This window comes from Bacteroidota bacterium (assembly GCA_023957335.1).
Lineage (GTDB): Bacteria > Bacteroidota > Bacteroidia > NS11-12g > UBA955 > JALOAG01.
Genome location: JAMLHC010000004.1, coordinates 273,142 through 295,173, shown reverse-complemented (window position 1 = coordinate 295,173; position 22,032 = coordinate 273,142). Strand labels below are relative to the sequence as shown.

At 34.5% G+C, this 22,032-nt stretch carries 19 protein-coding genes; 2 read left to right on the top strand and 17 right to left on the bottom strand.

Features of this window, described 5'->3' with window-relative positions:
- Positions 1-53: 53 nt before the first annotated feature.
- Complete coding sequence (locus M9892_09560) at positions 54-1,205, bottom strand: glycosyltransferase family 4 protein (protein ID MCO5254597.1); 1,152 nt, start codon at positions 1,203-1,205, stop codon at positions 54-56.
- A gap of 225 nt (positions 1,206-1,430) precedes the next feature.
- Here M9892_09560 and M9892_09555 point away from each other — a divergent pair, with 225 nt between their 5' ends.
- Positions 1,431-2,366: a radical SAM protein gene (locus tag M9892_09555; GenBank protein MCO5254596.1), complete on the top strand. Its 936-nt coding sequence runs from the start codon at positions 1,431-1,433 to the stop codon at positions 2,364-2,366.
- Between the two features lie 23 nt (positions 2,367-2,389).
- Positions 2,390-2,575, top strand: a complete 186-nt coding sequence (locus M9892_09550; GenBank protein MCO5254595.1) for a hypothetical protein — start codon at positions 2,390-2,392, stop codon at positions 2,573-2,575.
- Between the two features lie 76 nt (positions 2,576-2,651).
- Here M9892_09550 and M9892_09545 read toward each other — a convergent pair whose 3' ends face one another.
- From M9892_09545 to M9892_09470, 16 genes are all read right to left on the bottom strand, one after another.
- Complete coding sequence (locus tag M9892_09545) at positions 2,652-3,833, bottom strand: glycosyltransferase family 4 protein (GenBank protein ID MCO5254594.1); 1,182 nt, start codon at positions 3,831-3,833, stop codon at positions 2,652-2,654.
- 120 nt (positions 3,834-3,953) lie between these two features.
- Positions 3,954-4,331, bottom strand: a complete 378-nt coding sequence (locus tag M9892_09540; protein ID MCO5254593.1) for a GxxExxY protein — start codon at positions 4,329-4,331, stop codon at positions 3,954-3,956.
- A gap of 321 nt (positions 4,332-4,652) precedes the next feature.
- On the bottom strand, positions 4,653-5,624 hold the full coding sequence (locus tag M9892_09535; protein MCO5254592.1) for a hypothetical protein: 972 nt from the start codon (positions 5,622-5,624) through the stop codon (positions 4,653-4,655).
- Between the two features lie 86 nt (positions 5,625-5,710).
- Positions 5,711-6,928, bottom strand: coding sequence for an ATP-binding protein (locus M9892_09530; GenBank protein MCO5254591.1), 1,218 nt, complete (start codon positions 6,926-6,928; stop codon positions 5,711-5,713).
- 295 nt (positions 6,929-7,223) lie between these two features.
- Positions 7,224-8,480, bottom strand: coding sequence for a glycosyltransferase (locus tag M9892_09525; GenBank protein ID MCO5254590.1), 1,257 nt, complete (start codon positions 8,478-8,480; stop codon positions 7,224-7,226).
- 12 nt (positions 8,481-8,492) lie between these two features.
- Complete coding sequence (locus M9892_09520; protein MCO5254589.1) at positions 8,493-10,046, bottom strand: hypothetical protein; 1,554 nt, start codon at positions 10,044-10,046, stop codon at positions 8,493-8,495.
- Positions 10,043-10,732 carry an acylneuraminate cytidylyltransferase family protein gene (locus M9892_09515; GenBank protein MCO5254588.1) on the bottom strand — a complete coding sequence of 230 codons (690 nt, stop codon included), beginning with the start codon at positions 10,730-10,732 and terminating at the stop codon, positions 10,043-10,045. The genes M9892_09520 and M9892_09515 overlap by 4 nt, the downstream gene beginning before the upstream one ends.
- On the bottom strand, positions 10,729-11,358 hold the full coding sequence (gene hisH / locus M9892_09510) for an imidazole glycerol phosphate synthase subunit HisH (protein MCO5254587.1): 630 nt from the start codon (positions 11,356-11,358) through the stop codon (positions 10,729-10,731). Before hisH ends, M9892_09515 begins: the two co-directional genes overlap by 4 nt.
- On the bottom strand, positions 11,355-12,113 hold the full coding sequence (locus M9892_09505; protein MCO5254586.1) for an imidazole glycerol phosphate synthase cyclase subunit: 759 nt from the start codon (positions 12,111-12,113) through the stop codon (positions 11,355-11,357). Before M9892_09505 ends, hisH begins: the two co-directional genes overlap by 4 nt.
- An 8-nt stretch (positions 12,114-12,121) precedes the next feature.
- Entirely contained in the window at positions 12,122-13,318 is a 1,197-nt protein-coding gene (locus M9892_09500) for an N-acetyl sugar amidotransferase (protein ID MCO5254585.1), read from the bottom strand.
- A 10-nt stretch (positions 13,319-13,328) separates the two neighbouring features.
- The gene (neuC, locus tag M9892_09495; protein MCO5254584.1) at positions 13,329-14,483 is read right to left on the bottom strand and encodes a UDP-N-acetylglucosamine 2-epimerase; all 1,155 of its coding nucleotides are present in this window, start codon (positions 14,481-14,483) and stop codon (positions 13,329-13,331) included.
- 1 nt (position 14,484) lies between these two features.
- Positions 14,485-16,128, bottom strand: coding sequence for an asparagine synthase (glutamine-hydrolyzing) (gene asnB / locus M9892_09490; GenBank protein ID MCO5254583.1), 1,644 nt, complete (start codon positions 16,126-16,128; stop codon positions 14,485-14,487).
- 64 nt (positions 16,129-16,192) lie between these two features.
- The gene (locus M9892_09485) at positions 16,193-17,200 is read right to left on the bottom strand and encodes an N-acetylneuraminate synthase family protein (protein MCO5254582.1); all 1,008 of its coding nucleotides are present in this window, start codon (positions 17,198-17,200) and stop codon (positions 16,193-16,195) included.
- A 231-nt stretch (positions 17,201-17,431) separates the two neighbouring features.
- Positions 17,432-19,093, bottom strand: a complete 1,662-nt coding sequence (locus tag M9892_09480; protein ID MCO5254581.1) for a putative DNA binding domain-containing protein — start codon at positions 19,091-19,093, stop codon at positions 17,432-17,434.
- 49 nt (positions 19,094-19,142) lie between these two features.
- The gene (locus tag M9892_09475) at positions 19,143-20,474 is read right to left on the bottom strand and encodes a glycosyltransferase (GenBank protein ID MCO5254580.1); all 1,332 of its coding nucleotides are present in this window, start codon (positions 20,472-20,474) and stop codon (positions 19,143-19,145) included.
- A gap of 2 nt (positions 20,475-20,476) precedes the next feature.
- On the bottom strand, positions 20,477-22,027 hold the full coding sequence (locus tag M9892_09470; GenBank protein ID MCO5254579.1) for a glycosyltransferase family 39 protein: 1,551 nt from the start codon (positions 22,025-22,027) through the stop codon (positions 20,477-20,479).
- Positions 22,028-22,032 lie beyond the last annotated feature (5 nt).

Sequence of the window (22,032 nt, the reverse complement as noted above, 5' to 3'; positions counted from 1 at the left end):
ACACGGATCTCCCAGCTCGGTTACACCGAGTAAACAATTTTTTCAAGAAAAACTTACTTTACTTCAAATGCTTGAAGTGTTTTCCGGGCTACAGAAGACCAGAGAAAATTCTGTTGAATCTTTTCAAAAGAAGAGGTTTGAAACTGAGATAACTCCTCTTCTGAAATGGAAAGAATCTTTTTGAAAGCGAGCTCAAATTCAGCAATATTTCCTGGTGAAATTAAAATACCATTTTCTGCACCCACCAATTCACTCACTGCTCCTACATCCGTTGCAATAATAGCACACCGGCAAGCCATTGCCTCCAAAATAACGGTTGGCATCCCTTCTGAAAAACTAGGACATACCAAGACATCGGATTGAATGAGTATTTCTCTGATTTTTTTAGGTTCTGAAATTGAACCTAAATAAGTAATATCAACGGATTTATCCGTAGTTTGAATTTGCTTTTCCTTAGGAATATCACCAATAAATGAGAAGGAAAACTCAAAACCGGAATTCAAGAATTTATTTATTACCTGATTGATTAATTCAATGCCTTTTCTCAACTCATATCTACCCACAAAAACAAAATTTCTTTTTCCATTTGATGGAAAGTCTATGTCATTTTTTTGAATCCATTCTGCATCTATGGCATTAGGAATTTCTATGACTGAACTTGGCTTTGCTCCTTGTTCATTCAAAATTGACGTTAATTTTCCTCCTAAAGAAATCTGTCTAAAGGAGTTTTTAATAATAAAATCTGAGGCAATTCTCAGTAGTTTATGCTCCAGCTTATTTTTGGAGTTGACCGACCATTGATACATTTCCAATCCATGCAAATTAGTTATAATCCTCTTATCAAAAGGATTTTTTTTGAGAAAATACCAAGCTGTAAATCCCTGAGCATAAATCCTTTCACACGGTATTCCTTTCAAATGCAGGTAAATATTTTTTGCATAGCGAAAACTATTATACAAATAATGTCCGGGGAATTTTGGCGAACTCGGAAACTCTACAAACTGAAAATCAAGATACTGTAATTCCTCATGGCTAAAAGCTCTGTTCCGCTTATTTTTTGTAATTTTATGCGGATGGATTACTGTTACCGAAACTTGCTGTCTTGCCCATTCTTTGGCAAGATGATAGCTATGTTTCTGCATTCCTCCGATAGAAAAAGGGAAAATGCCATCGGTGAGAAGGGTGATATGTTTAGCAGAAATCACTGAGATATTGGTTATTGGCAATGAGTAATCAAGGGGTATTAGGCTGTAAAATAAAAATAATATCTTTGCGCCAACCTAACGAGCGTTAGTTTTAGTTAAAATAATATAGTGAGAACCCTATCTGTTTATAAAAAATATGCATTCTACTTTTACAAGTACGGGAGCATTCATAAGTTTCAGAACATCATTCTGAACAACAAAGAATTTAAAAAGAAAGTGGTTAACATGAAAAGTTTACCATATAAAATCACCATTGACCCGGGGAATGTATGCAACCTCAGATGTCCCGGCTGCCATACAGGAATCAAACACCCTGAAATGATTCAACCCCAAATGCTTTCTTTTAAGAATTACAAAACCTTCCTCAAGAATTTTGAAAATCATGCACTAAGTATCGCCCTTTACAATTGGGGAGAGCCTTTTTTGAACAAAGATCTCTTTAGTATGATTGACCTTACAAGAGAGAAAAGAATTGGAACAACACTTCACTCCAACTTCAATTTGTTCAGTGAAAAAATGGCGGAAGATTGTGTAAAGTCCGGATTGACTCACGTTTATTTATCCATTGATGGAAATACACAGGAAGCATATAGCCAATATCGAGTTAAAGGCAATATTGACACTGTTTTTGATCATGTAAAAATGCTCATTGCTGCTAAAAAAAGGCTCAAAAGCAAGTATCCTATTGTTACATGGAAGTTCTTAGTTTTTGAACATAATAAACATGAGGTGGAAGATGCACGAAAACATGCACACGAATTAGGAGTGGATTCATTTGAAGTATTTATGGCAACTCCAAAAATTATGGATATTTATGATATAGCTCAAGAGAATAGAAATAATCCAAACTTTGTGCAAGATGAAGACGGTTGCAAAAGCTTATGGTCAAGTATTTATGTTAATGCAAACGGGATGGTATTGCCATGTTCTCTTTCTTATAGAAATGAAGAGAGTTTTGGGAATCTTTTAGAAAATGATTTGCAGACTATTTGGAATAATAGAAACTATACAACTGCCAGAAGAATGTTCACGGATGATGTCCCCGATGAAGTTCCTTTGGCTTGCGCAGGTTGCTCATACTCTATCGGAAAGAAATGCCATAAAGAAATTATTCCGGGAGTTCCTTTGTCAAAACAGTTGGAAGGAACTATGGTGAAGTAAAGAGTTGTTTCACCACGGAGGACATGGAGAAGGTTTCACGCAAAGAACGCCAAGAGTTTCTCGCAAAGGGCGCAAAGAGAAAACTTACGCAAAGAAGGATTGAGAGTAGTTATTTTTCTTATATTTCTTTGTTTAACCACAGAAGACACAGAGAAGGCACGGAGGGCGCAAAGAGAAAACTTACGCAAAGAAAGAATCATCCAATATAAAACTCAGAATAATCTTATCGAGTGAATGCTGAACGACTTGCCCTGAGCGTAGTCGAAGGGTAGTCGAAGCGCCCGCCTAATCCACAATCATCTCTGCTGCATGTTTCCACTGATATTCTCTTATTATTTTTTCTTTAAAAGATTGACCTAGTCTTTCACGGTAATCTTTATCAATAATCAGTTTCTCTAATGCCTGAGCAATATCTTTTTTATTTTGTTCAACCAAAATGCCATCTACACCGTCTGTCATCACTTCTGAAACCGGTTCTGTACGTGGTGCAATAACCGATTTCCCTAAAATACCATATTCAAAAATCTTGATTGGAGAGCCATACCAATTCGAACCGGACATTACACAAATATCCATACAATTAATGATAGCCGGCACCTGCTCAAAGGGTACTTTCCCGGTAAAAATCACCCTGTCTTCTACCTTTCTTTGCTTGACCAATTCCTGAAGAACATCCCTGTGAGTTCCTTCGCCCACTATTAAAAGATTAGCTTCTAAACCTTTATGAATAATCTCTGCAAAACCTTCAATTAATAAATCTAAATGATGGTGTGGCAAAATAGAACCAACAAATCCAATGATAGGTGCTTCATTCCTAAAATTGACTTCGAAAGACAGCGGGAGTGCAGCTCTTTCTAAAAACTTCTCTTTGTTTATTCTATTAGGAGATACTACAATTTTGTGTGAATCTACCTTATATCGTCTTATCAGAAAATCTTTGAGGCCAGTGGAGACCACAAAGATTTTGTCTGCTGCTTTGTATTTCTTTCTTTCCTTACGGTGTCCCAGCCACAACCAAATGCTATAACCTTGCATGGCTTTCATTTCCTCTACAAAAGGGGCATTGACTTCCAAATAATATTTAATTCTGTGTTTCTGAGCAGGTTTGATTCCGCTGTCTTGCAGATACTCAGAGCGTTCATAAATCAAATCCGGCTGGAATTCTTGAATTGCTTTTTCTAATCTTTCACCCGCATGTGTGTCATGTCGCATCACCAATAAATCCCGAATACTAACCCAAATAAAGGATGGAAGCAATCTTTTTAGAAATCCTCTAAACCCGGAAGGGTCAGATGCTTTACCACCTTCATATAATAAATCCTCACGCGTTGCACCACCCATTATCACAGGCAGAACTTCATGCCCTAATTGTTCTAGAGCAATAATAGTTTCACGTTGGTGAGTGGCATAGCCGACTTCTGAGACTATGTCATGAGTTGGGTGGGGGGAGTAATATAAGATTTTCATTTTTATTTTCTCGCAAAGACCGCAAAGGATAATTTAGCGCGAAGACAGACAATACCTATAAAATTTCTCGCAAAGAACGCTAAGGTTAATGAAACGCGAAGAACGCGAAGATGATTTAGCTTATAAATTATTTACTAATCTATGAATCCCATCTTTGAGATATTTAGAATTAAAATTGATAAGTAAACCAAGTTTAATTCCCGATAATTTAAGATAGGTAAGAGTTTGGGCAAAATGTACTGGAGCTAAATTCTCTATAGATTTAATTTCAATCAATACTTTATCTTCTATTAATAAATCTATTCGATAACCTACTTCTAAACGGACTTCTTTATAAATAAAAGGTAATTCAACTTGCTGCAAAACCTTCAAACCTGCCTCCCTTAAATCATAAGCAAAGGCACTTTCATAAGCAGATTCTAACAGACCTGCTCCAACTGATTTATGCAGTTCAATAGCAACCCCAATTATCTTATTTGAAAGTTCATTCTCTGTCATCATTATTTAATTATAAAGCTTCTACAAAATTATTACTGTAAAGCCTAAGTAACAAATTATCATATTCAACTTGCAACCGTTGTGTTAAATAACTTTGCGGTCTTTGCGTGAAAACAGCTTCGTGTGAAACAACTTTGCGCTCTTAGCGACAATTGCCTCTCTGCGGTCTTTGCGTGAAAACAGCTTCGTGTGAAACAACTTTGCGCTCTTAGCGACAATTGCCTCTCTGCGGTCTTTGCGCGAAAACAGCTTCGTGTGAAACAACTTTGCGCTCTTAGCGACAATTGCCTCTCTGCGGTCTTTGCGTGAAAACAGCTTGTATTAAGCCTGCTCTATATCCTCTCTAAAATACGTCTTCTGAGGTACATTAATTACTGTTCTGTGATAAACATCCGAAATCTGTTCTCCAGAGGCACACATATCTATAAACTTATGATAATAACTTGGGATAATATTTATGTGTTCTTTAAAGAACTCTTCATCAAACAATCCTGCTCTCTGTATGAATGCAAATATCATTTGTGCAGAATACTCATCTACCTTAGGACCTTTATCCGCTTTGGTTGGTGCAAAATATTCTCCTTCTTCTATTCCCTTAAAACCTTTTCCATTAGGATTTGGATAAAACTGATACGTTTTTTCTGCCGCTAACCCAAAAGAGTTTGTCAAACCAACTTTGTGAATGAGCCAACGCAAAGGAGCTTTTACAGATTTTAACAATGGATTTTGTCTTAGGGTATCTGTAGTTCTTTTTTTATCCGGTGACCAAATAATCAAGGTTGCAGAAAGTACCTTGGGAATAAATACTACATGGGGCTCCCAGCTATCTACCATACTTGGATTCCAATCTTTTTGATGGAAGTGTTTAGTGATTTTCAAGTCCACATCCAATGTTTTGGGGTCGGTTATTGGATTCTTTTCAAAGAGAAAACTTTCATAACCGGTTCCAAAGAATGCATTGGTGGTGATAATGTAATTATTGTGGTGATGAATACAATGTGCTGCCACGTTATCGCGACCGTCTTTTTCCGGTGGGAAAAGGTGTACTTTGAGGTAGAAATTCTCATTTTCATACACATAAAGGAAAGGAATATTGTATCCGGACCAAACCTGTTTAAGATATCCTTCGTCCGAGAAATTTCTTTTGACAATATCTTTCATAAACTCTTTGTCTGCCGTCATTTCTAATAAAAGAGGAGATAGCATTTTATGAAATTCCCTGCGATCAGGATAATCTCTATCCAGCTTGAGTAGCTTTTGGATATGTTCGTATTTTTCTAGTAAGTGTTGCATGTTATTTAATTTTAAAATTTTTTCCTTTTGTTTAACCACGGAGGGCACGGAGAAGGCACAGAGGAGTTTTAGACTCATTAAAACCCTCAATACAATTCATTTTGTAAAAAATCAATTATATGCAAATGCCTTACACCTTCGATGGATTCTTGCCAAAAATCATCCATAGTTATTACCATTTTGGGATATTGATCATGAATCGCTAATAATGGCGAAAACTCTCTTTCTACTACCTGCTCATTATCAAGCTTATAAGCTACTTGTAAATATATTTTTTCGGATTGTTTTTCAGCGATAAAATCTATCTCTCTCGAATCTAATTTACCTACATAAACCTTATATCCCCGTCTTCTTAATTCAAGAAAAACTATATTTTCTAAAATACCTGAAATCATTCTATTTCGGAAACCCATCGTTGCATAGAGCAATGATACATCACTCACATAAAACTTCTCTTGCGTTTTAAGAATCTCCTTACCTCTTATATCATAACGAGGAACACGATATAATACAAATGCACCTTCTAAAGCATGCAAATAATTATATACGGTGTTTAAATCAATCTTCCTTTGCTGACTTTTAAAATAGTCCGCCACATTTTTACCAGAAAATGTATTCCCTACATTATCAAAGGCATATTTAACAACGCGTTCCAACAATTCAATATCTCTAATTTTATACCTTTGTACTGTATCGCGTAGTATAACCGATGAATAAATATCATATACAACCTTGTAGGCTGTTTCCTCCGTATAATGAGCTGTATGAATAACAGGAAAGCCACCTAAATGCAAATAAGACAAATAACTTTCTTGTGTATTTGTTACTTCACCTTGAGAATAATGAGCCTTAAAATCCAAAAATTCATTAAATGAAAGAGTAAACACAGGTATCTCTATATATCTACCAGCAAGATAAGTCGCTAATTCAGATGATAGCAGATGAGAATTAGACCCCGTTAAATAAATATCTACATCAAAATCCACTAGAAATGAATTAATTGCCTTTTCCCACTGATCAACTTCCTGAATTTCATCTAATAATAGATAATACTTCTTATCAGCTTTAATTTTGTCTTTTATAAAATCATAAAAAGCTGTGGCAGAATTAATTTCAGAAAATGAGAAACTTTCAAAGTTCACATATAATATATTATCCTGCTTAATACCTTGTGCTATCAGCTCTTCTTTGAGTAACTTTAGAACTGTGGATTTGCCACAACGTCTAATACCTGTAAGAATCTTGACAAAGGGTTTGTCTATAAACTTACTTAGTTCTTGAATGTAACTTGCTCTTAAAATCATTTATATGGTTACAACCGCAAATTTAATATTTTAAAGCAATTTTTTATGGATATAACCGTAAACTCTCAATTACTTCATTTAACCACAGAGGAGGCACGGAGAAGAAGCTTTCTCGCAAAGAACGCAAAGAAAAGAAACGCAAAGAACGCAAAGAAGGATTGAGAGTAGTTACTTTGTTTAACCACAGAGGACACGGAGAAGGCACGGAGAGCGCTGAGAATTTCTCGCTAAGAACACAAAGTGAAAACAGACGCTAAGATAGAATGAGTAAGCACAAAGTAATTTCTTTCTCGTATTATTTTAATAAAGGAATTAGTTCCTCTACAGTTATTCTCTCTATATCATGTTTTTCTATATCGTATGCAGGATTGAAAACTAGGTTGTCTGTCTCCCAATCTTGAAAGATTTTTACAATCTTATTTTTCATCTCCTCTATGGTACAATTATATCCAATTCCATTAGCTTGAACATACTCTCCGGTTTTGCCACCGCTTGAAAAAACTGCAATTGGGGTTTTAAAGGAAACATATTCATGAAACTTTGTGCTAAAAGAATAAGTTATATCATCTGTCAAGATTAACATTGCCACCTGTGAGGACTGTATTTCCGTTAATGCAGTTTCCTTGTCAACTTCTCCATTGAAACAAATACATTCAATTTCTCTCGCTAAATTTTTAAACTCTTGTGGTGCATGTCCATAAAAATCAAATTGAAGCTTAGAATAGATATTTGAATTAGTCTCTTTGATTTCTTTTAACACTTGACATAATTTCTCGAATACATGTATTGCCTGATTATACAATGTGCCGGCATAGATAAAGGTTAACTTGTCTTCCTTCTTATTTTTATCTTTAGAATTGACTAGTTGAATATCCTCTCTATCAAAACCATTCTGTACGGTTAGAAAAGTATTATCGCTATTTGAAAGGCTTTTAAATCTTTGCGTCATCTCTTCCGAAACAGAAAGTATGGTATCATACTGATTTACTACCATTCTTTCTACTTCCTTTTCTATTTTCAGTCTTTTGGAAGAAATAGTAGTAAACCCAAAACTAGTTTTGTTATCTGTCCAAGGGTCTCTAAAATCCAAGATGAAATTTACTTCCGGATATTTATTTTTTAATTCAATCACAAATCGAGAACTAGCAAAGGGTGCGCAAGATACCACTACATTATTATACCCTTGTTTTATCTTCTGTTCTACTTGATTTACTAAGGTATTAGCCCACAAAGAAGAGTGGTCGAAATAATTCCCTTTTACCTTTGCTTTCACATATTGTAAAGCAATTTTATATCGAATCTTTTCTAAAAGTGTTTGAGGAATCCGGGTTAGAATATCAGGGTAATGAGAAGGCAGAAAATCTATTTTGTTAACAAACTCTTGTATGTCCTTCTCCCATAAGGAACGTGAATTTAGAGACTTCTTGGCAGCAATGACAGCAACATCTACTCCCTGTCTATTTAGATACTTTGCAAATTTTGCCCATCTCCGACCTCCAATACCGGGATAAGGAGGAAAAGTATAACAGATGATTAGGACCTTTTTATTCAAACTATCTCTTTACTAATTAGGGTTCAACATTGAAGAAAGCATAATCTCACTAACAAGTTCCTTTCTACTTTGCCTTGCTTGTTTGTCTTTATTTAACAACTCGTGAATCATTCTTTTCTCCAAAACCTCTGTCTTTACTATCATTTCTCCATCCACTGCATAAATCAAGCTTTCAGGTCTTTTTTCTACTGTTATGCATGGAACTCCAAACCATTTGCTTTCTAAAGCAATCGTAGAGCCAAAGCAAATACTCAAATCACTGATGCTTAGTTGGTCATATAAAGTGGTTTTTGAATTTTCAGGCGTTGAATTTATCCAATAAACATTTTTCAATTCAGCAGAAGACATAATCTTTTCTTCTTCAGTTTCGGATGGGTGTGGACGTAAGAGAAATACTAATTCAGAATCTAATTCAGCTAATTTGTATATAAAGTTAAATGTTTGACGCTTTTCTTCACATAGTTCAGGGATTGAAAAAACAGATATTACTGTTTTGCCTTCTAATTGTATTTTGTCAATTCCTAAACTGTTTTGAAATTGAAAATCTCTTACTTCATCTTCCATTAAGTGCCCTGACACCAATAGTTTTGAAGAATCCAATCCACACTTATCTCGCAAAAGTGATTTCAATTGCTCATCCCAAACAAACCAATAATCAAAGTTAATAAAAGCATCTTGCGCTTGTCCCGCTTTCATTCCGTTCATGGTATTAAAAGTCTTAATTCCATTTTTACCAAGCACTTCTCCCATTACTGCTCCAAAAACTCCATTTTCTGCTTCATTCATTAGAAGACTAGAAACACCTGATTTAGTAATAGTCTCAGCAATTTCAACCCATTGCCCGAACTCCTGCCAATGAATCAATAACTGATTTAGTACAAACCAATCTTCATTTTTGAGTTTAATAAGATTTACATGCGGAAAAGTAAAAGTTATATTCTGTTGTTCTATAAAAACCAAGTTCTCACTATGCCAACCCATATCAGAAAGCCGGTTATAACAATCTTTATCTAAAGTCAGCACCTTGTAATCATCAATATTCTTTAAGGCTTCCTTCATAACATGTTTGTACAATTTAAGCTGAAAGGTGTTTTTAATAAAAATTCCCTTTTGTTTTGACTTTGGAAAATTATTGAGTTCCTCTACTTTTCGTGATGATTTGAGCCTTTGTATTGTATATTTCAGCTTTGTTTTCCATTTATTATACGGGTGCATAGGCTCCATATAAAGAACCTTTTCTTCACTAAAGTATTTTTCTTTTGTATAATGTAAAAATCCGGTTTTTTGATTTGACCAATACAAAGCTTTTTGATAGGCTAAGGTCATATCATATTTACCCCATTTAAAAAAAGAAGGGAATTTCTCTTTAAAGGATATCAGCACTTTATTATTGACTTTCCATGTAAACCAACTGCTGGCAATTCTATTATCAGAACAATTAATAAATGCTATTTGAGCTATATTCTGAAAATCTATTTTGGTTTCACAAAACAAGATAGAATCAACCTTATTTCTTAAAGCAAATTCTATTGATTCCTTATCAAGAATAGTTTTAGCAAAAATCATTTTGATGAAATTATTCTCTCAGCCTTAACCCAGTCCTCCATAGTATCAATATTTACAAATTCTTGGCTTTTATTAATCCAATAGCTGATTGTCTCCCCATATAGAGTTTTTTTCTCTTTCAACACCATACTATTAACCATATAAATAGCACCGTCTCTATAGTATGCTCTCGGCAAATCTTGTCTTCTTTTTATGATTTCTTTTTCTCCGGTAGCAATTGATAAAAATCCTATTGACTTTTCTTCAAAAACCCAATGTGGATTAAACTCATGCGGTACTTCACGAACAGAGATGAGGGAATCAGAATCTGAATTATTAAACTTATTTATACATTCATTTATATCTTTATAAGTTCTGAATGGGGTTGTTGGTTGCAACAACATGACCGCTTCATAATCATTCATATCGTCTTCAACTTCTGTTAAAGTATGTAAAACAACATCAATCGATGAAGCGGTATCGGAGGCTAACTCCGCGGGACGCATAAAAGGTACTTCTGCTCCATATTGTCTAGACACTTCAGCAATTTCTTCGTCATCTGTGGAAACAATCACTTTAGTTAGTTGGGATTGCAAAGCTGCTTCAATCGTATAAGCAATTAAAGGTTTGTCTCCTAATAGTTTAATATTTTTTCTTGGAACTCCTTTTGAGCCACCTCGTGCAGGAATAACTCCTAAGATTCTCATAATGTAAGAAAGGTTTTTAAAAGGTTAAGTCCTTCTTTTCCGCTTTTTTCAGGATGAAATTGTGTGCCAAAAACATTGTCTTTCTTGATGGCAGAAGCGAATCTAAAACTACCAAACTCTGTATTTGCTAAAACTTCATTGTTATGTTTCGGTTTGGCAAAAAATGAATGAACAAAATAGAAGCATGCATGAGGATTTGTATTGTGTAATATTGTTTCCTTCCATTTATTCTCAGATGGTTCTTCTATCTCATGCCAGTTGATATTAGGAACCTTACAATCCTCTAATCCATCAGGGAGAAGCAAAACATCTCCTTCAATCAACCCCAATCCTTTTGATTCTTCAAATTCATATCCTTTTGTCAACAGCATTTGCATTCCAAGGCAAATTCCCATAAATGGTTTCCCGGTATTTACATAGCTATCAATTCCTTCTTTAAATCTCTTTTTGTTAAGCATTGCCATACCTGTGTGAAATGCTCCGACTCCGGGTAGAACCAACAAGTCTGTATTTGCTATTTGCTCCGGTTCTGATATGGTTATCACTTTCGCACCCACATATTCCAATGCTCTGCTAAGGCTTAACAGATTCCCCATACCATAATCTATAATACCTACTTTAATCATTCTGTCTTTCTTACCTTTATGTTTGAAGCCAAAGCAACTGATTTAATTTCTTTTACGGAGGTTTTCCCATAGTGCAAAGCCTTTGCTATAGCAACCGCATCTGCTCCGGATTGAATTGAGCGCACAAAATCTGAAGGATTTGAAAAGCCACCACAGGCGATAACAGGGACTGTTACTGCCTTTGATACTTTCTCAATCAATTCTGTGTCCATTCCTTTTTCTGTTCCCTCCCTGTCCACTGATGTCAATAATATTTCTCCTGCACCCAACTCTTCGGCTTCCTGCACCCATTCTACAACATCTTTTTCCGTTTTTTCCCTTGCTACATCATACCAAATCTTATAGTTTCCTGCTTGGTCTTTTTTTGCCTGAACAGACAAAACCATACATTGTACACCAAACTTCTCTGCCACCCTACTGATGATTTCGGGGGTTCTCACCGCCTGAGTACAAATCGCTATTTTGTCTGCACCGCAACGTAATATTTCCTTAGCATCTTCGATTGTTCTGATTCCACCTCCAACCGTAATGGGAATAAAAACATTATCTGTTGTCCTTTTAATAATCTCTCTCAAAGAGTTTCGATTGTATAGACTTGCTACTGCATCTATATAAATAATCTCATCAATTCCCTCTGTGTAATATTGGTAACAATATTCATTTGGACTATGAGGCAAGAATCTCCATCCCTCTAGGTGAATCCCCTTGACAAGCCTATTCTCTTTTATGTCTAATCGAGCAATTACTCTTTTCATAAAAACTCTTAGCTTACCTTATGCTTCAACACCCACTCTCCATTTTTTTGTTCCCAAAGGTGAGGCGACCTTGCATTATTTATCACTTCCCAATACTTTTCTTCTGTGATATCTAAATATTCAAGAACTTCCTTAAAGTATTTCTTGGGGAACTCACCATCATATTTATTTATTAACTCTACACCTTCTTCTCTTGTAATAAAACCGTCCCGTATATCTCTGTTTACATCATTCATGGCTCTACCCTGTCCAAACTTAATGAACATGGTATAATAATGTTGTCCGTCTATTTTGTCATCTAAGCTGGCAAACTTTGTATAAGTTCCTTCGCTTCTTCCATCCGGGTTAGACTTAAAGCCTGAATGTTCCATTGCATAGTAGTAGTTTTCTTGTGGAGACCAGTTATTATAAAAACTAAAGAAATGTACCTCTATCCCCGCCTCTCTAATGTGTTTTTCATCTAAAGGCTTGTATAGATACATATCCTTATCCTCAATTCCATATTGACCCAAATCTTTGATATTTACGCCTCCGAAATAAAGTTCTTCTCCCTCTTTTTTACAAAAATGTTTTATATCCATTAGAGGGCTTAAGTTTTCATCAAACTTATTATGTGCTTCTGCTTGGTTTTCACCATACATTATTAATTGAACCCCATATTGTAAAGCTGCTCTTGGAGCAACATTCTTCTGACCAATAATAAAAGGTTGAAATGGATTCACTAAATTTTCAAATGCTAAACGCGTGAGTTTTCTATGTACTTTGCCATTAGGAGTAACCAAAATATTATCAAAGCCATTATCATTCATACTTTGAAAATTCTCCCAACCAATCTGAGTGTACTTATGGGGTGCCCAAGTAACGGTTAATGGATTCATATTATATTTATGTTTCAGTATATGTGCCACATAAAAACTATCTTTTCCTCCACTTGAAGGGATAATGACATCATACGTGCCATCATTTCTTCTAAATCGATTACAAAGTTCCTCTAATTGTTTTTCTCTTGCTACCCAATCAATAGTCTTTTTGTATTCAAACCATTTGCAAGAATCGCAAATGCCATCTTCTCCAAACCCCACTGTTTCTGTATCTGCACTCGTTTTCTTTGAAAACTCCCTTTTGGTGCTAGGACGTTGATTTGAGATACAACATTTCTTACAAAAAATAACTTCTTCCGGTAGTCCGTGCAATGTTTTTGTCATATTCTTTTTTTTAATAACTAATTACTTTTCTTACTTCCAATTTAACTTTTGCTAATACATCTGCAATATTTACCCCAGCATTTCCATCTCCATACAGTTTTTCTTTCTCAAACTTCCCATGATTCATTTGAGTACGAATTGCATTTTTTAATTCTTCTTCTTTAAAATCTATGTCTATTACATTTTTACCTCTTAGCCTTCTGTTTTGTCTAGTACCAATATTCACGACCGGTACTCCAAGATAAGAACACTCTCTTATACCCACACTGCTATTTCCTATAATGCATCTGGAATGAACCAATAGCCTAAGGAAATCTTTTCCTTCCATATTTTTAAAAAAACGAATTTTATTTATTGGATTCTCTTCTCTATAGGTTCTTAAGGCACCGCTTGTTCCATCACTCCCTGCATCAGGATTTGGCCAAAACCAAAAAGTTGGAATATCTAATTGGTGGATGATATTAACCAACATGGCTGCCTGTTCTCTCGACTTTTGGTATTCTGTTGTAACCGGGTGTTGCATCACAACCAAATAAGGTTCTTCTGGGTTAATTTCATACCCTACTCCACCATATTTTTCACAAGGGTTAAAATCCAATTCGGGATTTTCTGCCACCTCTCGAGCAATATCAATGCTGGGACAACCTGTAATATGAATTTTATCCTCATACTCTCCCATTTTAATCAACCTCTGCCGAGCATCTTCATTGGAAACCAAATGCACATCTGCTAATTTACTAATGGCGTGTCTCACCTTCTCATCAATATTTCCTGTCACCTCTCCTCCCTGTATATGAACAAGGGGAATATTCATATAACTCGCTGCAATTGCAGTTGCCATCGTTTCATACCTATCTCCAATAGTACAAACCACATCTGGTCTTAGATTATCGAAAGTTGTAGAAAGTTCCATGATTCCAATTCCAGTTGTTTTGGCAGAAGTCGTCAGAGTAGCTCCTTCTATTACCATATACACTCTCTCTGCAATCGTAAATCCATCTTCTTCAATATAGTTAACTGCTGAACCATATCTCTCTAACAAAGCACTTGCTCCAATTACTAATTGCAATTCCAAATCAGGATGGTCATGGATTGCTTTTAAAGCAGTTTTAACTCTGCTATAACTTGGTCTTGCCGTAACAACAACACAAACTTTTCTTTTCATTTTACTTTAACATTAATCCTATATTAACCCATTGCCATATATAAAAACTATTGCTATGGTCTCTGGTTAAGAAATTGTCTAATTCTTTCCTTACTTCTTTCCTATCCAACCAATTAGATTTAACTATTGCAACATTTGTCATTTCAACAACCCATTCCTTTAAATTACTACTCAACCACTCTCTTTGTGGTGTTTGAATCGGCCTCTTAGGGGCTTGCGCTATTGCCTTGCCTATATACTGTAAAAGGATTTCCCTCATTATCCATTTAGTTCGATTATTTCTATATTTAAAATCATCCGGTAGAGAAAAACTCTTTTCGACCAAGTTGTGATTTAAGAAAGGCTCTCTCATCTCCGTACTAAATGCCATAGAAATTCGGTCTGTCATCCTCAAATCTCTTGGTAATTTAGTATAAAATATATCTCTAAATTGTAAATTCTGTAGATTTGAAGTAAATGGTTTCGGAAACTCTTTTTTTGAAGCTAATTTTCTAAAGTCTGGATTTATCGCATTACCTCTAAGCGGGCTTGAATTTACACCTTGAACAATACTATCGTTATTATTATAATAATAATCATAACCTCCTATCTGTTCATCCATTCCACTACCATCTAAAATCACTTTATACCCTTGCGACCTCGCACTTTCAAAAGTTTTAGCGTAAGCTAAAGTTGCTATTCCCGAATATGGTTCATCTTGAAAATATTGTATCTTTTCTGCATAATCCGGAATATCAGAAGATTTTAACAGACATTGTTCTAATTCAAATTCAGAATCCTTTATAATTTGCTTCACCCAGTTGATTTCATCATATCTTTCATCATTACAATAAAAGGTAAATGCTTTAGTATCTGCTGGACTTAGTTCATTTCTAATAAGAGAAAACAACAAGGTAGAGTCCATACCTCCACTCAAATTGAAGCCTCTTTTTACATCTGCCAATAATCTGAGTCTAATACTGCTTGTCAACTCCTTTTTCAGCTCTTCTTCTATACTTTGCTGATTTCTGTTCTCCCAGCTATACTTTCTAACTCTCTTGGAGAAATCATAGTATTGATGTTGGGTATAATTCTTATCTTTAAGGTTATAAATGAAATAATTACCTGCCTCCAATTGGTAAATTTCTTTATAAAAAGTTAATTTATCGGACGGGTAATAACCAAATTCTAAGTAGTTTGCCCAAACCTCATTGTTCCAGCTCTTCTCAACATATCGACTTGCTAAAATTGCTTTTATTTCACTTGCAAAAACAAACCCTTCGTTAAAAATATGATAATAAAAAGGCTTTACTCCAAATCTATCTCTTGCTCCAAATAATATTTCTTTTTTAATATCATAAACTGCAAATGAAAACATCCCATTAAGTTTATCCAAGCAAGATATCCCCCATGTTATATATGCTGCCAACAATACCTCTGAATCACTTGAAGTAATAAAGGGATAATCTATTTGTTTCCTTAACTCCTGATAATTATAAATCTCACCATTAAATGACAAAATATAATTTCCACAATGCGAAACTAAAGGTTGATTTGACACATGGGATAAATCAATTATACTCAACCTATTATGTCCAATAGAATAAGTATCACCTTCGGATTTTCCTGTAAAATCCGGACCCCTATGCTTTTGACTTTCTAACATTTGAGTCAAGCGCATTGTTCTTCCTCCTTTTATATTACTAATAATTCCCGCTATACCACACATATTATTCTAAATCTTCTTTTCTTAAAAAATCCCATTTACGTTTGGGGTATTTCAGTTTTTTTCCAATTACATTTTTAAAATCTCTGGCCGATATTCCCTCGTTTGCAGGTTTTTTGGATTCTAAAAAATCAAATTGTATTCTTTCGCCTGCTTCCAGGTCTTTATTAACCGCAAGAGACTTCCCAAACATTGTTTTTAATTCTTGTTGTGATGTACTAATTATCTTCTGAACCGGATTTTGCCTTGCTTTTTCAATGGCTCTCACACCTTTAACCAACTCTTCTATTTGTGAAATAGTCAAAGAACTAGTGGCATCGGGACCGAACATTCTTTTATCAAAAACAGCGTGAAACTCTAAAATCTCAGCTCCTAATGCAGAAGCTGCGAGGCAAGCATATATTTCTCCGGAATGATCCGAAAATCCAATTTTTACACCAAAGCTTTCTTTTAATTCTTGTAGCACATTCAATCCCCAACTTTCGGGTGGAGCAGGATAAGAAGTAGCACATTGCAATACAGAAATATCAATTTTTTGTTCTTTTAGAAAATTGACAGCTTGCTCCAATTCAGACCAGTCACTAAGTCCGGAGCTTAAAATCACAGGTTTCCCGGTTTTAGCAATTTTTTCGAGTAATAAAAGATTACTTACCTCTCCGGAACCAATCTTATATCGCTTCACTCCAAGTTCTTCAAGCAAATCCACCGCCTTCAACGAAAAAGGAGAGGACATAAATTCCAAACCTTTTTCATCGCAATGTGCTTTGATTCCCTTCCATTGTTCCGGTGAAAACTCCATTCTTTTCCAATAATCGTATCGCGTTCTATCCTCATAAGAGAAGTTCACTCTAAAAGGTTCTTGTGCACTACTTTCTGCTTCGGCAATATGGGTTTGAAATTTTATTGCATCTACCCCAGTATCTGCTAAAGCATCAATATAGGAATGAAGAATACCCAGACTACCATCGTGTGCCTGAGCTATTTCTGCTATTATAAATGTGGGATTTGTCATTGTTTATTCTTTTTTTTCACTGTCTAACACAGCAATGTATTTCTCTTAAATTTGTCATAATACTCGTAATTCCTCAAACAACCTCTTATAATTTTATTATCCCCTATACTAAGAGCATTTCTGCTTCCTCTTCTCGCAACTAATAATTCTCTTAGACCACTATGTAACACTGTGTAAAACACCGAGTAACGCTGTGGAATCAGTACAATATCAATCTCTAAATACTTACTTTTACTCTTTCAAAAAATATCCTCCCGTTTTGGGAGCTCCTTTAAATTCGATTTTCCCTTCATTTCGTAATTGTTCTATCCAACGCTCCACCGTTCTTTGAGTAACATCAAAATTGAAAGAAATTCCTTTTGAATTTATCCCCGGAGTTTTCTCTATGATTTCCAAAACATTATTTACACCGACATTTATTCCGACATCCACACCGACATTTACACCGACATTCGATTTGTCATTAGTAATAGGTTTAACATAGTATCCTCCCGTTTTGGGAGCTCCTTTAAATTCGATTTTTCCTTCATTACGCAGTTCTTCTATCCAACGCTCCACCGTTCTTTTAGTAACATCAAAATTGGAAAAAATTCCTTTTGAATTTATCCCCGGAGTTTTCTCTATGATTTCCAAAACATTATTTACACCGACATTTATTCCGACATCTACACCGACATTTTCGTCATTAATAACTTCGTCAATCTTCATTTTTATAATTACAGAATCGAAGTCAATATTATATTCAGGTTTTGTATGGTTATAGCGTTTCCAATTACTTTCAATTTTATCAAAACCATAACCTGCATTTTCAGCTAATTTTACCATGCGAAAAAGTTTTGCTAGGATGGGATTTCGAGGAATTGATAAATCTTTTTCCTTTAGTTCTTTCAATGGTTTTGGCAATCCCCCCGGATTATAAAATTCTATATGATTGGTAAAAATACGTATTCTTGGGCAACTCGTTGAATAATAATCGGCATGCATTAACATATTTACTAATACCTCACGTACTGCATTCAATCCCGGAGACAATTCTTCTCCAAAACCTTCGGAAGTTAATTGAAACTGAATATCTACTGTTTTTCTTAAACGTCTAAAACATTCAAAATAAGCTTCCCATAAATTTTCATAATCATCCTCATTTAAGCGAAAGGTATATCGTGAAGAAGAACTATTATATGATATTCCTGGTATTTCTAATAAATCTATTCTAAAATCAGGAAAAAACTGCTCTATTTGTTCTCTTTGTCCGAAGAAGAGCAATCCAGCAACTGTACAATGCTCGGTTTCTTTATCTATAATGCGCAAACTAGTCAAGAAATCATTTAATTCTTTTTGATTATAACCTACTGTAGGATTAAATCGAGACATATAATCCCTGTATTCATGAACTGATTTTACTTTTAAAGAGGAGGAACTTGTATCTTCTAATATTTCAGAAGTTCTAACTCCAAAAGTCTGATCTCTATATAGGTAATCAACTTCAGATTTTGACGCTCTTAAATCGGCACTTCCTTTTCGAATGAAAGTATTGTGTTGATTGTTATTAAAATAAATTGGTTTTTGTCCTGATGGAGAAATATAAAACCCAAGTACTGTTTTATCCTCAAACTTATATCGTTTGCATTCTGGAGTAATTATTGTGTTAAACTTCTCTCCGCTACGTAGTGTTACCAAAAAGTCTTGTTCAATTTTTTCTGAATTATGAACGCCTGTAATATTAAATTTCTTACCTATTTGCTCAATTCCAAAAATTAACCAACCACCAGACGAATTTGAAAAAGCACTAACAGATTCCCAAGCCGATTTTGGAACAGAAGATTCTGCAGTTTTTACTTCAAAATCTTCCCATTCTAAGTCAACTATTTTTTGTATGAGCTCTTGTTTAGTCATCTAAAACTTATTCTTTAGTTCCACAGTGTAACACTGTGATATTTCTCCTTTATCCAACTATCTCCTCAAACAATTTCCCGTAATTCTTATCCGCATCAAAATGTTCCTCCCAAAATCTTCTTACTCCTTCTCTAAATTCAATTGTATTTTTTGAAGAATCCTTGAATTCCGTTATAATCTCTGCTACCTCTTTCATAGAAGTTTCCAAAGGTATTAAGACTCCAGTTTTTTCATTTACAATTTCTTTGCAGCCTCCTACATCTGTTGAGAGTATGGGAATCCCAAAACTAATCGCCTCCATCATACTGACTGGAATACCCTCTGCTTCTGACAAGCTAATAAACAGATTGATTGGAGTATTTTTATACAGATTTAAAACTTCTTGATTATTCATCAAACCTTGGGTCACAACAGTAACATTAGGATTCTGGTTGAGTTTTTCTTTATTCTTTAGATAAATGGAAATGGTCGGGTCATTCTTTGCTTCCAAGTTTTCCGAACCAATATGAATCCATGTTATAGGAAAGGAAATAAATTGAAGCATCTCCGCTATTTTATGTATGCGCTTAATATTACGCACTCTCGCACAACTTACTATTGTAAAACTTTTTTTTTCAAATGGATTCTCTCCGGCATCTTGGCTTCCCAGAAATACAGTCTTAATCTTGTTTTTTGCTTTAGGATACCTTTTTTTAAGGTATTCTGTTCCTTCATCTGAAACAGATAAAACAGCATCAAGGTATTTAGTTTGAAAGTTTCTCAATAAAGTTTTCCCATTTAATGAACCTCTTTCTTCAAATAAATCTCCTCCATGTGCCCGTGTAACTGCTTTATCAATCCATCCTTTCTTTCTCATCCAAGCTAGGTAGATGCAGTCGTAGAACCAGAAGGAGTAGTAGGCGGGCGCTTCGACTACGCTCAGCGACCGCGGTGTAGGTTTGCTCAGCGATTGTGATGTAACTTCCGTTTGAGCATATAGACCACTATTAATGCTCGTGAGTTCGTACCCTGACCGTAGTTCGTACCCTGAGCGTAGTCGAAGGGTACGAACTATATCTAAAATTTGTTCTGCTTTGAAAATATTAGAACTTATCAATGCAATTGTTTTCTTGAAAGGCAGAAACTTTTTTAATGCCCAAGATTCTGAAATGTAAATCCCTAAGATAGAAAACAAATTCTTTATGACAATCTGCATAGGCTTAAACTGTTTCCAATCCAAGAAATCCTCATACACAATTACATTCTCGGGTAGATTTTCTTTCCCTTCTAACTTTTCTACAGAAAACAAATAGACCACTTCAAAACGAGCGGCTATTCTCCTGATGTCCTCTGCAACAAAAGGAGTTCGGATTTCATCAACGAAGTAATGGATAATTCTCAAGTTTATTTCTTAAAGTATAAACCTATATCTTTTAGTCTTGGATCATTAGAATAAAGTAATATTTCATATAATTCAAATCCGTTATCCTTCATAGCCATTTCAATTGTATCACTATAATCGTATACAGAACCCTTGGCTTTGAGAGTTTTATTAGAATCACGCATTAACTTACTTTCAATATCGCCTTTATTATAGAAAGAATATTTATTTAACGTTGGTATTATATCATTATACAAGGAAAAAGAATAAGACCAACCCCCAACAAATATTTCATTATCATATTCTCTTAGTTTTATCATTGCTTCTTTATGGTTAAATGTGGGTATCGAATATACATACAAATAATCTTTCTTCAAAGAGTCAATTGCTGAAAACACAAACAAAATAAATAGTGGGATGAATAACAAAAATTTTAGTCTAATACTGTAATTTAAAATTAAATCAAAACAATGAATCAATATGTAAACAACCAGTGGCAAAATAAAAACAAGTTTACGTAGTCCATAGTCATTAATGAATGCAGTCTGAATAAAAAATAAAGTTATAAATAAAAATACTAGAATATCAGCATGTTTGCCCAACTTTCTTACACAAGATTTCAATATGTCAAAAATAAAAAGTAAATATGCTAAAACAAAAAATAAGAAGAAAGGTAGATTGCCAAAGAAATAGGAAGCACCATATATACCTTTAAGATTATGAATCATTTTGCCAAATAAAGATTGTTCTGTTTGACCTACAGCCGTTCTAACAAAATATGAAGAAAGAAAATACTTAAAATCAATGGTATCAGAAACAGCAATAGCAATAAGTATAAAAATCAAGACCGCAACTAGTAATCCAAGAATAACATAAAGAAGGTTGTAAAAAGATATGCTAAAGTTATAATCGTCTTGTTTTAAAGATGGAATAAAAGGCAATAATAAAGTCACTAAGATTAAAAAGGCATTTGTTGGATAAATATAAATAAAACAGCTAGTACCGATAAGACCGACAATGAAATACCTGTACTTTGATCTATGGGTGTTAACCCTTTTTAAAAGATAATATAATAAAATAAACATTGCCATCATTCTGAATATTGTTGGTTCGTTAATTCTTGAAGCCAACAAAAAATTAAAATTAACCAACAAAAATAAAGCAGATATCACAGCCCATATCCCTCCAAATCTATCTTTAACTATAGAAAAGAATAAAACCAACACTATTAACCCAGCAAAAACAGATGGCATTCGCAAACCATAATAGTTTTTGCCAAATATTTTTAAAGATAAAAAAACCGAATATTGTTGAAGTAGGTTAAGTGGTGCCAAGTAATCATTCTCAAAATATTCTTTATCTTTAATCTTTAATTTAGATTTGTTAATTAGCTGAATTGCTTTTATAGCGTAGTATGCCTCATCATTTTGTGTGTATTCTGCAATATTTTTAGGAGGGACATCGCTCTCTAAATATGCTATTCTAGTAGCGAGAAAGGTAAAAACTATAACACCTAAAATATACTTAGAATAAGAATTAACAAATACCTCCAGTTGTTTTATTTTTTCAATCATAAAAA

What these genes read in the sequence shown, in the direction of transcription:
- M9892_09540 (MCO5254593.1), bottom strand. Translation starts at nt 4,331, where the DNA reads ATGACAGAGAATGAACTTTCAAATAAGATAATTGGGGTTGCTATTGAA.
- M9892_09545 (MCO5254594.1), bottom strand. Translation starts at nt 3,833, where the DNA reads ATGAAAATCTTATATTACTCCCCCCACCCAACTCATGACATAGTCTCA.
- M9892_09500 (MCO5254585.1), bottom strand. Translation starts at nt 13,318, where the DNA reads ATGACAAAAACATTGCACGGACTACCGGAAGAAGTTATTTTTTGTAAG.
- hisH (MCO5254587.1), bottom strand. Translation starts at nt 11,358, where the DNA reads ATGATTAAAGTAGGTATTATAGATTATGGTATGGGGAATCTGTTAAGC.
- asnB (MCO5254583.1), bottom strand. Translation starts at nt 16,128, where the DNA reads ATGTTAGAAAGTCAAAAGCATAGGGGTCCGGATTTTACAGGAAAATCC.
- M9892_09515 (MCO5254588.1), bottom strand. Translation starts at nt 10,732, where the DNA reads ATGAGAATCTTAGGAGTTATTCCTGCACGAGGTGGCTCAAAAGGAGTT.
- neuC (MCO5254584.1), bottom strand. Translation starts at nt 14,483, where the DNA reads ATGAAAAGAAAAGTTTGTGTTGTTGTTACGGCAAGACCAAGTTATAGC.
- M9892_09485 (MCO5254582.1), bottom strand. Translation starts at nt 17,200, where the DNA reads ATGACAAATCCCACATTTATAATAGCAGAAATAGCTCAGGCACACGAT.
- M9892_09530 (MCO5254591.1), bottom strand. Translation starts at nt 6,928, where the DNA reads ATGATTTTAAGAGCAAGTTACATTCAAGAACTAAGTAAGTTTATAGAC.
- M9892_09470 (MCO5254579.1), bottom strand. Translation starts at nt 22,027, where the DNA reads ATGATTGAAAAAATAAAACAACTGGAGGTATTTGTTAATTCTTATTCT.
- M9892_09480 (MCO5254581.1), bottom strand. Translation starts at nt 19,093, where the DNA reads ATGACTAAACAAGAGCTCATACAAAAAATAGTTGACTTAGAATGGGAA.
- M9892_09555 (MCO5254596.1), top strand. Translation starts at nt 1,431, where the DNA reads ATGAAAAGTTTACCATATAAAATCACCATTGACCCGGGGAATGTATGC.
- M9892_09550 (MCO5254595.1), top strand. Translation starts at nt 2,390, where the DNA reads ATGGAGAAGGTTTCACGCAAAGAACGCCAAGAGTTTCTCGCAAAGGGC.
- M9892_09535 (MCO5254592.1), bottom strand. Translation starts at nt 5,624, where the DNA reads ATGCAACACTTACTAGAAAAATACGAACATATCCAAAAGCTACTCAAG.
- M9892_09505 (MCO5254586.1), bottom strand. Translation starts at nt 12,113, where the DNA reads ATGAAAAGAGTAATTGCTCGATTAGACATAAAAGAGAATAGGCTTGTC.
- M9892_09520 (MCO5254589.1), bottom strand. Translation starts at nt 10,046, where the DNA reads ATGATTTTTGCTAAAACTATTCTTGATAAGGAATCAATAGAATTTGCT.